The organism is Glaciecola punicea ACAM 611 (genome assembly GCF_000252165.1).
Classification (GTDB): Bacteria; Pseudomonadota; Gammaproteobacteria; order Enterobacterales; family Alteromonadaceae; genus Glaciecola; species Glaciecola punicea.
The window spans coordinates 142,795-156,492 of the sequence record NZ_BAET01000028.1 but is presented as its reverse complement, the minus strand read 5'-3'; the positions used below and the strand labels follow the sequence as shown (position 1 = coordinate 156,492).

The 13,698-nt window shown below is 37.3% G+C and carries 6 protein-coding genes; all 6 read right to left on the bottom strand.

From position 1 onward, the window contains the following. Window positions 1–187: 187 nt before the first annotated feature. Window positions 188–2,248 (bottom strand): BREX system Lon protease-like protein BrxL, encoded by a 2,061-nt coding sequence (gene brxL, locus GPUN_RS10825; protein ID WP_006006600.1) that lies wholly within the window; start codon window positions 2,246–2,248, stop codon window positions 188–190. 80 nt (window positions 2,249–2,328) lie between these two features. Then, window positions 2,329–4,926, bottom strand: a complete 2,598-nt coding sequence (gene pglZ, locus GPUN_RS10820; RefSeq protein ID WP_006006597.1) for a BREX-1 system phosphatase PglZ type A — start codon at window positions 4,924–4,926, stop codon at window positions 2,329–2,331. Between the two features lie 7 nt (window positions 4,927–4,933). Further along, window positions 4,934–8,500 carry a BREX-1 system adenine-specific DNA-methyltransferase PglX gene (pglX, locus tag GPUN_RS10815; protein WP_006006595.1) on the bottom strand — a complete coding sequence of 1,189 codons (3,567 nt, stop codon included), beginning with the start codon at window positions 8,498–8,500 and terminating at the stop codon, window positions 4,934–4,936. Continuing rightward, window positions 8,500–9,003, bottom strand: coding sequence for a hypothetical protein (locus GPUN_RS10810; RefSeq protein ID WP_006006593.1), 504 nt, complete (start codon window positions 9,001–9,003; stop codon window positions 8,500–8,502). The genes pglX and GPUN_RS10810 overlap by 1 nt, the downstream gene beginning before the upstream one ends. Next, entirely contained in the window at window positions 9,000–10,115 is a 1,116-nt protein-coding gene (locus GPUN_RS10805; RefSeq protein ID WP_006006591.1) for an AAA family ATPase, read from the bottom strand. The genes GPUN_RS10810 and GPUN_RS10805 overlap by 4 nt, the downstream gene beginning before the upstream one ends. Continuing rightward, a complete protein-coding gene (brxC, locus tag GPUN_RS10800) occupies window positions 10,112–13,681 on the bottom strand; it encodes a BREX system P-loop protein BrxC (protein WP_006006589.1) in 3,570 nt (1,189 codons plus the stop codon). The genes GPUN_RS10805 and brxC overlap by 4 nt, the downstream gene beginning before the upstream one ends. Window positions 13,682–13,698 lie beyond the last annotated feature (17 nt).

Genomic DNA, 13,698 nt, shown 5'->3' with positions numbered 1-13,698 from the left:
CCACACGCATCAATATCAAAGAATGTAATTAATCCTTTTTCCAATTTCCCTCACCTATCCTTTTTTATCTAAAGTTTCAACCGCAATCTAACATCCGTAAATCTTTCTAATCATCCACCTACAAATGCCTAAACAACTAACAAATCAGCCTTAAGTTAAAGCCATTTGTCGTAGATATTTAAGACTATTAATTCTCAATTTTTATAAAAGTAACCTCAAACGCCTTTAATGTGCGTTGTTTTTGCAAACGAGTAGCGAGACTTAATGCATCGTTTACATCATATTGCTGATAGATATCAAGTCCTCGATCTAAAGATATTTTCCATCCTGTATCAGTAACAATATGCCTCGCGTGCTGAGAGGTCGAGTTTTCAAATGAATACTCAAACTTAATACCGACTGCGAACATTGAACTTTGGATTTTTTCAAGAAATTCACGTTGTTGCTCACTTCTATTCTCATCTTCTACGGTCACCAAGCTAACGATTACCTCATCCTCTTCAGCTTTTTGCTTAATGATAGTTTCTAACAACTCCATCAAGTTTTTGGCTTGATAGAATAAACGAATATAAGGGTCCGTAATCGTTACTTGTTTAGCGCCATCAAGATATGGACCAAAAAGATTGTCATAACTTATCCCACGCTGATTTTCTGCAAACGTTAAGTGTTGTTCTTTCAACTCCGGCTCTCTAGAAGGAGCAGGTTCAGACTTTTTATGCTCAGGCGCTACCGACAATGGGCTTGGCTCAGGTAAGCCAATATCAGTAACTTCACCCACTGTTTGATTGAAATAGTTAGGGTACTGTAACTCTTCAAGTGTATTAACAGGGACGTCTTTACCAGCTTTGTCTTTATAAGCAAAGTTTACTTCTGCATATGTATTATCAATTCTAAATAGTTGGTCCTTGACTCGCTTACGACCTTCCATAGCAAATTTCAGAATCTCTTCTATTTCAGCTTCTGTCGCGCCGCCCTGCGGAAATAAGATTTTCATCAACCCGCTAAACGTTTTATGAATCGCATCGCGGTCACGAGTCGATATTTGAGGGGAAAGCTGAAAATAGTCTTGGTAACGGTCTGAGTAATCTTGGTTTCTTAAATGACGAAGGACTTCAGCTAAATAATCGACCACGAAACCATAGCCCTCTGAAAACATTTCCCCTCTAATAATGTCCACTTCCCAACCGGGTATATAAAAATGAAGACGATCTAAGAAAGCCGAATCATAAAATTTCTCAGGTAAAGCATCGAATAAATCACAATGCTTTAGCATATAAGGCAAACTATGTTCGGTGTTGCCAATAAATGCCATTGATGCATCAGCACCTAATGTCTCAACACCTCTCGAAAATGACTTGTTAGCCATGTAGTTTTTCATTATATCAACGAGTGCTTTATCAACACGTTTTTGCTTACCAGCAAACTCATCGAATGCTACTGTATCCCAATAACCCACCAACCCTAACTTACCGCTAGAATTGTTAACAAATAATTTCGGTACAGTCACCTCACCACCCGAAATTAAAATCCCATGGGGTGAAAATTCAGAATAGATGTGCGATTTACCTGTACCTTTTGGTCCAAGCTCTATCAAGTTAAAATTTCGCTCGCAAAAAGGGATCAGGCGCATTAGCTGCATCAGCTTGCTTCTGCGGCCAAAAAACTCAGGATTGAAACCAATACTTTGTACCAGCACATCAATCCACTCATCAAGGCTAAACTGCTTACGAGCACTAATGTAGCCTTCATAGTCAAAATGAGACATTTGAATAGGTTTAATCGTGCTTAAGATCCAAGGACTGGCATCTTTATCTTCTGTATGATCATATTCGATATCAGCAATTACCCAAACGCCACCAACAAGAAGCTTTGGATGCTGCTTAACTGTGCCTGAATCTATTAGGACTTTTTTAATGCCGAGGTTTGAAAATTCAGTTTCGTATACATCTTTCTTATCGTTGAGTGCAACACTCACTTTATCAATAACTTTATGACGACCTTTTTCACGAATAGTTGAACGGATCAACCCTGCTTCATTTCGATGAACATAATGCTTTGCTAGAATTTCTTTAACCGTTTGGATGCCAGATTCAATACTTGCTTCATCACTCGTTGCGCAGTATTGGCCAAGAAGGTACTCCAGCACGTAAGACGGCACTATCGCGTTGCCTTTGACTGTTTTTACCAAATCTTTTCTAACAACAAGGCCCGCAAATTCTTCACAAATTTTCTGATTAAGTTCACTCATTCTTTTGTCCTAATACTCTGTTTGTTAAAGTCCGTTTTAACTTTTATTGTTCTGCACTTACTATCTGAATCCACGTTATGTTAAAAATCAAAATCAGACGTGAAAGACCGCTTAATGGTATAACGTAGTTGTTTATATTCTTTGAACTGATTAGTCCCGGTAACAGGCTCTTCCAGCTTCAAAATCACTTCTGTATTGTTTGCAGCGTCGGCCTCCTGATTTAACAAGAAACGCAGTTTCATTTCTCGCTCTCGTGGGCTGTCAGAAGTCAGATCCATTTCTACTGTGTGGCTATCTGAAATTAATTTGCCTGATTCAGTGTATATACCTAATCGCAATATTCTACCTTGTGTTTTATCAGTGACCGCTTCAGCTTGATATAAGGTGACTGATATCTGCCCACTAGTAATCACACTAGAGCCACTTCTGAGTAGCTCTACGGTAACTAAGCGAGTATCACTGGCACGTTTTTTATTAATACTGATAATAGGAATAATAACTTCTTGTAGTGACGCGCCACCATGCACAAAACGGCTACCCGACCCACTCAGTCTTAAACGCTGAATTCCCTTTGGAATGACCGCATGGACGTCGCCCGCTAATCCAAGTTCTTCACTACTGAAAAGTTTTAGTGACTTGCCGCAATTTAGTTTTTTTCCTAAGACAAACCTTCTGTCGTTATAAAGGATGTCACCGCTAACATCTTTCTCTAAATAGTCGCTTTCATCAAGCTTACTATTTTGATAAATAAAACCGTGATCTGCTGTTATTAAGACATTGCTTACATTCGCGCTTGCTAGTTTTTTAACCAGTTTAATTAAATCATCAAAGGTGTGCTCGGTAGCTTCAAAAGCCTCGCCCTCAGACTGCATTTTATCGCCAGTATGGTCTATGCGGTTGTGATAAATATAAAGCACATCATTATCTTTAAGTAACTCTCGGCTATTAACCTGCGTCATTTCTAATATATTTTTCGCTTGAACTGCACTCGCTCGCTCACCGTGAATAGTTTTTAAAATTTTATCTCTATTCTCAGTCCCTTGGGTTGATAAATTTCCCATTAATACCGTACCAGTTTTAGCATCAGATAACTGTAAAGGATATTCTGTAGACTGGGGTAACAACGAGGCCATACCTAACTGAGTATAACTAGGCATTGCTGATAGGGCGTGATTGAGTTTTGCATCATAGCGGTCTTCCTGCCGAATACGGCTCACCATATCCTCACCCGCTTCATAACGGAATGCATCAGAAATAATTACGCAGACTTTTTTATTCTTGGACAGATACTTAGCTTCTACATACTTTTTAAAAAAACAATTTTGGGGGTCTACACTCGGCACTTGCCATTTACCCATCGCATCAACATACTGTTGCCAAGCATTCGTTAATGGCTGCACATAATTGTTAATGTATAAGTTTTCTATTTGCTCAGTTAATGCGCTAAGCAATGAGTGTTGTGATGATACCTTAAGTGCATAAACGTACTTACGATAAAGTTGGTCGAGTTTAAACCATTGATTGGTATATCGTTCGACTGCTTGTTGGGCACTAGACATGTCAAATTGTAAAGTATCTAACAGTGCAAAAAATTGACTCGCAACATCCACGGCATCGTAAAGTAACTCAAATTCGCTATACCAATGTCCTTGTCGTCGCTGACGACACCATAGTGCCACCTCTCCTTGGGATAAGGTTCTTTTAGCAACACCATTAACCAGATCATGAATAACTTTGAGGTCTATCACTCTAAAATAATCTAACTCCAACACGTCATTAAGTGATCTATGCTGTAGGTCACTCTCAATATTCAAGACCGAAGCACATTGCTCTGACAACCTTTCAAATATTTTTTGGTGCTTTCTACTGTCTTTCCAACGTTTAAAGAACACTAAAGCGTTGTTATTCATCTTTTCTTTGTTAGCAGCTCCAGAAACATGACTTGTCCCTTGCAAGCTCGTTGGCAACTCAGCTAAATAACTAAACTTAAATAACTCATACACAAAATCCATTAATGACGGACTGTCACATCGATAACCATAATGGTTTGTTACTTGTTGCCACAAAAATTGATTGAGCTTACTGCGTTCAATGAGCTTATACGCTTTACCTTCTGCATTCTCTGCCATCAGCAACTCTAAAATGACATCTAAGCGAGCATCGCCTTTTTGTTTTGTACCAGCAGATACGGCTAACATTTTTAAGCGGATGCGACTGTGGGTATCATCTGGTTCTAGTAAACTTTTTAAAGTTGCTTTTCTGTTGTCGCTATCAGATGTTGCTTGAGATTTTGAACCTTTATTATTGCTATCAACTTCAAAAAAGGCAGTATGTTTCTCAACTATTTCGTTAAATTCACTTGTTAATTCAAGCTCACTTAACCAAATAGCGGCTTGGTCAGTTTTAAATATGGCATTAGAAAGTTCAACATCGTACAACCAATTTTTTACTGGCTCTGGCTGCTTACCTTGTTTGTAAACAAGAAAATTAGTTTTTGGCTCTTCACGCAGCAATTTGTGCTTCAAAGTGAATTCGTTATTGTTAAGTTCAACCTTGGTGACATTATCAAGCTCTAAGCCATCAAAATCTTCACGAAGTTCTTGTTTGTTGTCATACCAAAAAACAACGCGATGTTTCGCAAACAATCGCTCTAAGGCTGTTGAGATTCTTGAAGTCATATTAGCCCTAAGATAATCCTGTTACTTTTTTAAGTGCATTACCAAATAAAGGGTAATTGTGTTTTACACCATCATCTAAATCGATTTCGATTTTTTCACCTGCTAATGGATACAGCACGTCATGTTCGTAGTCGTTAATCTCTTCAAGCACCTTATTGATTTTGGCAATCGCTTTAATCGCTTGGGTCTTATCTTTTTGACTGGCAGATGCGCTAATTTCAACTTGCTCATAACTTTGCTTGCGTGCTTCTAACTTAGTTCTAAACTCACGTAAGTAATCATTAAGGACAATACTTGCTGTGTCGGGCTGGTAACGGTGCATATAAATCAAGGCGTTAAACGATCCTTTAGGGCTAGAGAACATCCAGTAAATAGGTCTTTTTTTATAACGCCGGACATGATCTGTGTAAAAATGTCTAGCAAAATAACTTTTTATTTTTTTACCAATTGCCTTTTCAATAAAATCTAAATTAGTAGCAAGATGTTTCTCACCCAGACTAACTTGCAGAAATTCTATAAAGCGCTCGGTAATATCGTCTTCAAACCAGTATTCATCTTTATCCTTCTCAAGTTCAAAATCGATTATTGGAATGACATTATCTTCGTCTGGCATAAATTCTGGTAACACAACTTCTTTCATACAGTTCTTGATAGTATCGTTTTGATTGGCTAAAACTAACCCTTCCTTATCAAGGGAGTATCTTCCAAAGATACAACCACATGCATAAGAAATAAAATCACGAGCAGTATCTGCTAAAAGCTCTCCCTCAGCTTCATTAGTATTCGAGCTGTTTTTATATCTAAAACTTGGATTACAAAATAGAGAAATTTTACTAATCATTACATCTGGCTTTAAGTCATTTTCTAATCCATATACATTTATGAATATTTGATTTGACCTCTCTTCCAATTCTTTCATGTTTTGCGTTCTGGTGCGCCAGATTTCTCGCAATCTATTATAAGAATCGGATAAAGGAATATGTGAAAAATTGAGTAAGGGTGACGATTTGAAAGACCAAGATGTCTCATGCTCATCCCAATCTTCAGTAGAAAGTACTACTAGTTGTTCGGCTATGGCAATTAGATTAGATTGGCGATCATTTATTATAAATGGAAGCTTTTTGATTTCAGCGATACCAAAGTTGAGTGTAGGACTAAGAAATGACAAGAACAATTTCCCTACCTCAGAATTAATGAATAACAATAACACCTTAGGATCAATTTCTAATTTTGGGAATGCGGTCATGGAGGCACTTGTGAACGCAAACCCTTTTTCATGGTATCTAGCTGAAAACGAAGATGATGAAATTGCACTCCAATTGATACCTTCCTTAAAAAATAACTTTGTACTAATTATATATCTTGACCAATGATCACCAGTTTTTTCTGTAATTGCAGACTTTGGTTCAAACCCGTTTGCGATCCAATTAACCACAAACTCTTTGTTGCTGCTCCACTTGCGAAATGCTCCACCATGAAGGCACGGATACCATTTTTTTATTTTAGTATCTTCTTCGTCTTGAGCATTGAATTCAATATCTTTGTTTTCCACTTCAGACCATAACCTTAAAAATCTATTATTATCACCTATGGCCATGCCTTTTTTGGCTAAAAAATTATCTTCAACCACTTCTGATTCAAATGCAGTTATTACTTTGTCACTTGCCCAATAAACAACTGGACTACCCGGAATCCTATTGAAATCTTTAGTTGAAGCTCGATAATTCGAGCCACAATCTATTTTTCTTATGGCCTCGGAAAATGCACGGTTTTTTTCAGCTTCTGATTTGCCGTCAACTAGTCTAAAGTAATCGCCTTTTCTATCTACCTTAACGGTATTCTGAAGTATGTAGGCTGTTGTTGATACAACCTCACCACCAATACTATCGAACGCCTTTGATCCTAAATGAACCATAGATACAATGGTCGATTGAGCAAACATTTTCACTCGAAGTTTTTCAAATGATGACAAAAACATCCAACTTTGCATATTTATCATTCCGGAGTAACCAGATTCTAAAATGAGGTTCAAATTTCGCTCTATAAACATCGCGAATAAATCTGACTTGCTCTTAGGATAATTATCCTTTGCCCAATTTGAAAGCCTTGAATTCATTCCGTTTCTTCCCATATATGGAGGATTTGCCGAAACTACATGATAAATAGGGCTTAGGTATTTTGTTTGCTGTAAGATTTTAATAACCGATTCGTGCGTATTTTTTAAGAACAGATCCACTTGAGCATTCTTAGCTTCAAATATTTCTAATATTTCTGTTGGGTTTTTTAATGTTGGTTGGATTAATGAGCCAAAGTTATCAGCCTCTTCAAATTCGGATAATGTTTTTCTTAAATCCTGCGTGAATAAATCACGTCCAATAAAGTCCATATATTCATCTAGTGCATCTGCATCAATTTTAACTTTTTCTAAACGGCAGATATTCGGCTTAATTGGATTTCGGAAAAAACGTCTTCGGTTATTGCTATCATCGGCCGAGTTGCCCTTCATCGCTTTCATGCTCAAAGCAAATGCTGCAAGTTCAGCGGCTCGCTCATCAATTTCAATACCGAATAGATTCTTAGTTAAAATTAACTCAGGGATATCAGTTGCATCGTAGTTAGCTTCTAAATAAATAGCATAAAGCAAATCATAGGCATACGTGAGCATGTGGCCAGAGCCAACAGCGGGATCACATAATTTAATTTCTTCAGGATTGCTGATACGGAGGAAGTCCGTTTCTTTCTCTAACGGTTTTATGTAGTACTCCATTTGGTCGATAACTTTTGAATTAGGGTTATTGAGCATCCATAAGCGGCCTAATGAATTTTCTACCAGATACTTCACTATCCAGTGTGGGGTAAACAGTTGAGTCGCAGCAGGAATGTTTTCTGGTGTAATTTTTTTATTTTTCTTTAATTCTTCAAATACCAGATCTTTTTTCTCTGAAACATAAAACTGATAAAGCCAACCGATAGATTCAACCGATTCACAATTCTCAGGTGTCATTGCTTCACGGGTATAGGCAAGTATTGAATTACCAGATAACAAGTCATCAGGCATAAGTAACTCAGTATAATCTTCGATACGCTGGAACAAATATGGCATTAAGCGGTGATAATCATTACAAATAGCAACAATCATCATTCGATAGCCTTCAGCTTGACCATCGCGACTCGGTACTGAGCCACTCAGCAGCCCTTGTATTCTCTCACGGATTTTACCATTAAAAACTACATCATCTAAATGACCAGCTTTAGCTTCTGCTAATAATTCTGGCTGAAACTGACCTGATATTGGCGAGAGCACCATAATTCGGTTGTATCGATTTACATCCATAAACCTAAGGGCACAAAAACGGTTAAACCATGTGTAAGCCACTTGCTCGATAAGTTGCTTTTCATCTTCTTTGTTATTTATATGTTGATTTAGTTTTTGTTCTAACTCTTTGATTGCTTTTGGGTGCTCACGTCTAGCCGCACTATCTGCTGCAAGTACAAGTTTCAATTTGCTTTGAACTTGCTCAATCAAGCTTCTACGAGCAAATTGAGCAAATTTCTTTAATTTTGATGTATCCATTATTCAGTACCTTCACTGATCCTGCGAACAGAAGTTTCGCCAAATCTAGTCTTATATTGTTCTAGGTTTAAAATGACGCAACTTCTTGCTGAAGAATTTGACCAAGAATTATGAATAATTGGGATTTCTCTGTGAAGAATGTCAATTTTATTGAGTAACATAGCAGGATCCAATGATGACATTGATAGAAGCACTATGTAGTCTACTGGTTTATTATTTTTACCCTCAAGCTGTCTAAACAGTAAACTATCTCTATATTTTCCAGCAAAGCTATTAACTAGCTTTCCCGAACTTAAGTTTTGCAAAAAGTTAAATTTGTCTTCAGCTGTAGCATCGGGTATGTCTGGATCTTTTACTTCAATAAAAACATAACAATCGTTATGCTCCGCAATAAAATCGACTCTCTTCATTGAAGAGTTTCCATGGACAGCAGTATCATCAAATAGAGTTGCAGTAATGGCATTACTAAAATCAAACTCTAAATCTTTTTCTATTAAGATCATGATGAATGGTCGCCTAAAGCCCTAGTAATTTCAGCATCGTATAAATCACTGAAGGTTTGAGCGATCGCATTCTTCGATAACATTCTGTAATCACTAGTTGTTTCTTTTGCTACATTGCCATCATCGCATTTAAACAAAGCATTATATTGAATATGATCACCTTTCTTTTCTTTACTAAGTAGGTCAAACCATTTCAATAGTACGTAGTCATGTGTGGCAATAATAATTTGCTGACCGTTTCGTGCTAATTCCAATAAGCACTGCACCAACATTTTCATCAGAATGGGATTCATATTTGATTCAGGCTCATCCCAAAGTAATACATTTGTTTTTCCTTTAACTAAAGCTCCAGTATCAATAAGGCGTTGTATTAAACCTATTTTACGAAAACCTTCTGCTGTCATTGTTACTGATGTTTCAGATAATTTTTCTTTTACAAATATCAGCTCTTTATAGTCGGCATAAGCTTTTGCACTTTGTCCTTTGGATATATCTGAATTGGGCCTTTCTACAAAGGCGCCTTTAACAAAAGCATGCTCAGTACATTCGATTTCGAACTTACCACCAATGGCCTTTACTAACATTGGCATTATTTCACCCAAGCGTGGGTCGCTATTAATAGCCTCAGTCAAATCGCCATCCGAGTCTGATAAAAGAGTGCGACACAAATCTATTATTGAGTCGTCAAATAAAGCACTAAGAGATTCTTCTGATACAGTTACGGATTGAATTGCGGGTAATAAAGACAATACCTCTTTGGTTGGTATTAATACTGGTTGTCCGATATTAACTATTGAAGACGCTTTGGTTGCCTTTTGAGTCCTTGAGCTAAATTCAACTGAGGTGGATTTCCCAGATGAATCCTCAATAGCAAGTTTTGCCTTACCTTCACCACCCCGATGATACAAACCAGATAATTTACCATTATGAGGTTTAAATAAGCCTAATAACTTATCTGTAATGTTTTGTGGTGACGATAGCGCATATATTGATTTCAATATTTGTGTTTTACCACAGCTATTCTCACCAATAATAATGTTGATACCCGACGTGAACTCCAGCTCTATATGTTTAAATGCTGCAAAGTTCTCTAATGATATGCCCTTTATCATAACTGTATATGCTTCCCTTGCTTGATGGCCGACAACAGTGCCTTTTTGTATTCTTCTACATATTCTTCAACATCGTTTTCTGTTGAAAGCCATGGTTTGTTATAGTCCACTCTGATCTGCTTAGCAGATATACTTTGAATTTCTGCTTTAACAGGCTCATTCACTGATGATGAAGGCTGTGATTTCCCGCCAAACAAGCCATCTTCTGGCTGATTGTTAGTTTTATTATCAGTGACTGGTGTAGTAATAGGAGTTGGCGCAGGCTGCGACCATTCCATTAACTTTTGTACCAATTTAGAGTAGGTCACATCTTCAAAACGCCTAGCTTCGTCTCTAAGCATTGCAATTAAAGCTTGTTGCTCTAATTTTTGTTTAACAACGGTAAATTCTGTTATTAGCTGCTGCTGTTTTTCTTTATCTAACGTTTGGAAATCATCAAACGTTTCTAATTTATCTTTTAATAAATTTATTGTTTCAATTGCATGGGCTCGCTCAACTTTCACTTGCTCGGCTATTTTATTTTCTAGCGACTCGGTGTCAGTTTTCAGCTGCTGAATAGCACTACCTTTATAAATAGTTGCATTCACCAAGGCATCTTTGATGTTTTGGTATTCATCGCTAGTAACATATTCAATATTTGCTAATTGTTCGGTTGTTACCCGCCTAGCTTTATCAAAAGTTGATTTTTGTGCTCCCTTCATAAACTTTATAATGGGATCGATTGTTTTTTCTTTGTGATCAAACCAAATTTCTTCTTGCTGGGTTAACTCGGTCATAAACCATGTATACGGCTTAGATTTAAACTCGCCAAGCTTAGTTACAATGTCAGCTAATGCTCTTAAGAACGGGTATTGCTCTGATTGAGCAAGCAATTTATCTAGTAGTGTGGCTTGTTCCAAAAATGATTCTTGTAATTCTTTTGCAATAGCTTTTGCTTCATTAGCATGTGGCATTTTTTCAAAGTAGTCACTGTAGAAGTCTTTGACAGCTCTAATTTGAGAGGGGGTAAATTCCACCTGAGGATCAAGTATTAAATTACCATGTGTGGCAATGTTTCTTAATGCACGAACTAGGTCGGTATCATCCAATAAGTTTGTAGCCTCTCGTACCTCAATTTTACCTCTGGCACATAAATGCGCTAAGTTGCATAAAATTGCTGCAAAAGACCAACCGTTAGGTTTGCTTTCAAATTTGGTTAATAGCGATTTTACGGTTGTTCGGATACCACCACGGCTATTGCTTTGAATAAACGAGAACATCTCTTGCTGAGCTTCTGGTAGTTGTGCATCGTCACCTAATAATCCTTGGCCAGCGTTCTTAATAATGTCATTAATATCATTCTCGCTATAGGTGATATCCCGAAGCATTTTCAAGTTGGGGTATGTGTGCTTAATCAATTCACCAAACGCACGAACCATTTTGTTTTGACCATCATCACCTGATAACTCAATCTCTGCTCCTGCCACAAAATATTTAGCGGAGCCAACAAGTTTAGATGTTAACGTTTTTAGTTGATTGTATCGCTCATGGTTTTGAATGCCTTTCTCAGTCAAAATACGTTTTATAGTATCTTGCTGCGTGGCTTTTGTTTCATGGGCAACATACTTCTCTGTTTGCTTGTAAAGTACTAAATCACTTACTAGCCTTGCGCTTTCAGGTAAAACAATTCTCAATTCATCATTAAATAAAGTATCGGATTTATGTTTTTCAAAAGCATCACGATGATCATGAAAAGAGGTGATAACGTTAATAGCCAATTCATTTTCGCGGCCTGATATTTTGTCATCTAGTTTACGGCTAAATGGATAATCTTGATTATTTTCTTGCCAACGAATTTTGCGATTTTTCAATACTCCATCGTAAATGAGCTTTTCTAATTCTGAAGCGACAACATCTGAGTCGACTTCAGTATTTTTAATTTCTTTTTCAATATCTTGCTCTTCATCCGTTAAGTATTCGAATAGATCACCACTACGCTGAATGTATGTTTCCTTCTCAAGCAGGTTCAACGCTTCTTCTACTTCAAGCTTAAGGGAGGAGATATCTCGTGAAAAACTATCATGCATCAACACACATAAATTTCTTATCGTTGGCTTAAATTCTTTTACATATTTAACTAAGAACAATACCTTCAGTAATCGAACTGCAAATGTATTATCTAGATTTAGCTCGGCCTTCAATATCGACTGTTGATTTGCAGTTTTTAACGCTGTTCGAATACCCTCAAACATAAGGTCAAATGTAGCTAAGTCACCAAGATTATGGTCTTTAATCGCAATCGCTACCTCTTGAAAAACACCCAGCATTGAACGTTCACCCACAGAGCTATGTTTACCTTCAAACGCGCTATGAGTTGACAAGTTTTGAATAGCTGACTGGAACAAGCCAAATTGATATGGGATAAAAGGGTAACTTTGTAAAAAATGCTCTTTGTCTTTGAAGTTTCTATACGATTGGGAGCCATCTGCAAAATCAAATAATGTTTTAAAATTATTCTCTTGCTCATGGTACAAGTCAGACAACGTCGGAAGGAACTCTTCTTTCTTTTCGAGCAATCTACGTTGGATAACTTCTGCGACATCTTGACTGGTGAGCTTCATTCTATTTTTAAAACGAGCTTGAATTTTGGTAAAATCACTTTCACTATTCTGGTCAGATTCACCAATAACTTTCGACATATCTTCTTGTGCAGTAACGATAACCCAAGCTTGCCCTTTAGATTTTGTCGCTAGACTTTCAGCTACTGTTTGAAGGTTAGTCATAAGTTTGGTGTTGCCAGCAATATATTGCCCAACCTCGTCCACAAAGAAGTTTAGTCTAAAGCCGTCTTCTTGCTTTTCAATATAGCTTTGTACCTGCTCGGCAAAATCTTCAATTGATAATCTGTAATCATCACGATACTTATCTAAAATTCCTATGACCGACTGACCAGAAACTTGGTTATAAGCACTATCAACAGCATCTGCCATGCGCTTCGCTCTTGCACGACCTTTTTCCCACTCCATGCCGCTGACTGACTCGAATATTTTGGTAAAGTTTTCTAAAAGCCCGTCATCTTTCAGTTCTCTCTCGAATTGAGCGATATAAGCTTGCTTGCCGTAAAATCCGCAGTGCTCGTCAAATACTTTTACAAATACCGCTATTAATGCATCAAGTTCAGTTTTACTAATAACATCAGCTTTCTGATCGATATTAAATAGAATGCTTTCTGATGGGATGTCAACAGCACGTTTAAGATCATTGGCAAAAATCCCACCTTCATTCAGTGGGCGTTTTTCTAAGAATATATCTAATGGTGTAACATCATCGATGGGCGCATTCTCTAAGAGTAATGCTAGCATTTTTAATAAGTGAGATTTACCTGACCCGAAAAACCCTGATACCCAGACACCGTTTGCACCACAATAATTTAGGTAAGCATCTAAGAATATATCGAGCCTCTTAGCCACCTCATTAGTAATAACGTACTCGTCTAGTTCGAGATATAAAGCAACATCGTCATCAGCTTTGATAACACCTTCAATGGGTCTGTCTACTTTTTTGGCAAATAATTGAGATAACTTCATAATATGCAGCTTAATCC

Excerpts from the sequence above, each read along its gene's own strand:
- brxC (WP_006006589.1), bottom strand. The coding sequence starts at position 13,681 with ATGAAGTTATCTCAATTATTTGCCAAAAAAGTAGACAGACCCATTGAA.
- GPUN_RS10810 (WP_006006593.1), bottom strand. The coding sequence starts at position 9,003 with ATGATCTTAATAGAAAAAGATTTAGAGTTTGATTTTAGTAATGCCATT.
- brxL (WP_006006600.1), bottom strand. The coding sequence starts at position 2,248 with ATGAGTGAACTTAATCAGAAAATTTGTGAAGAATTTGCGGGCCTTGTT.
- GPUN_RS10805 (WP_006006591.1), bottom strand. The coding sequence starts at position 10,115 with ATGATAAAGGGCATATCATTAGAGAACTTTGCAGCATTTAAACATATA.
- pglX (WP_006006595.1), bottom strand. The coding sequence starts at position 8,500 with ATGGATACATCAAAATTAAAGAAATTTGCTCAATTTGCTCGTAGAAGC.
- pglZ (WP_006006597.1), bottom strand. The coding sequence starts at position 4,926 with ATGACTTCAAGAATCTCAACAGCCTTAGAGCGATTGTTTGCGAAACAT.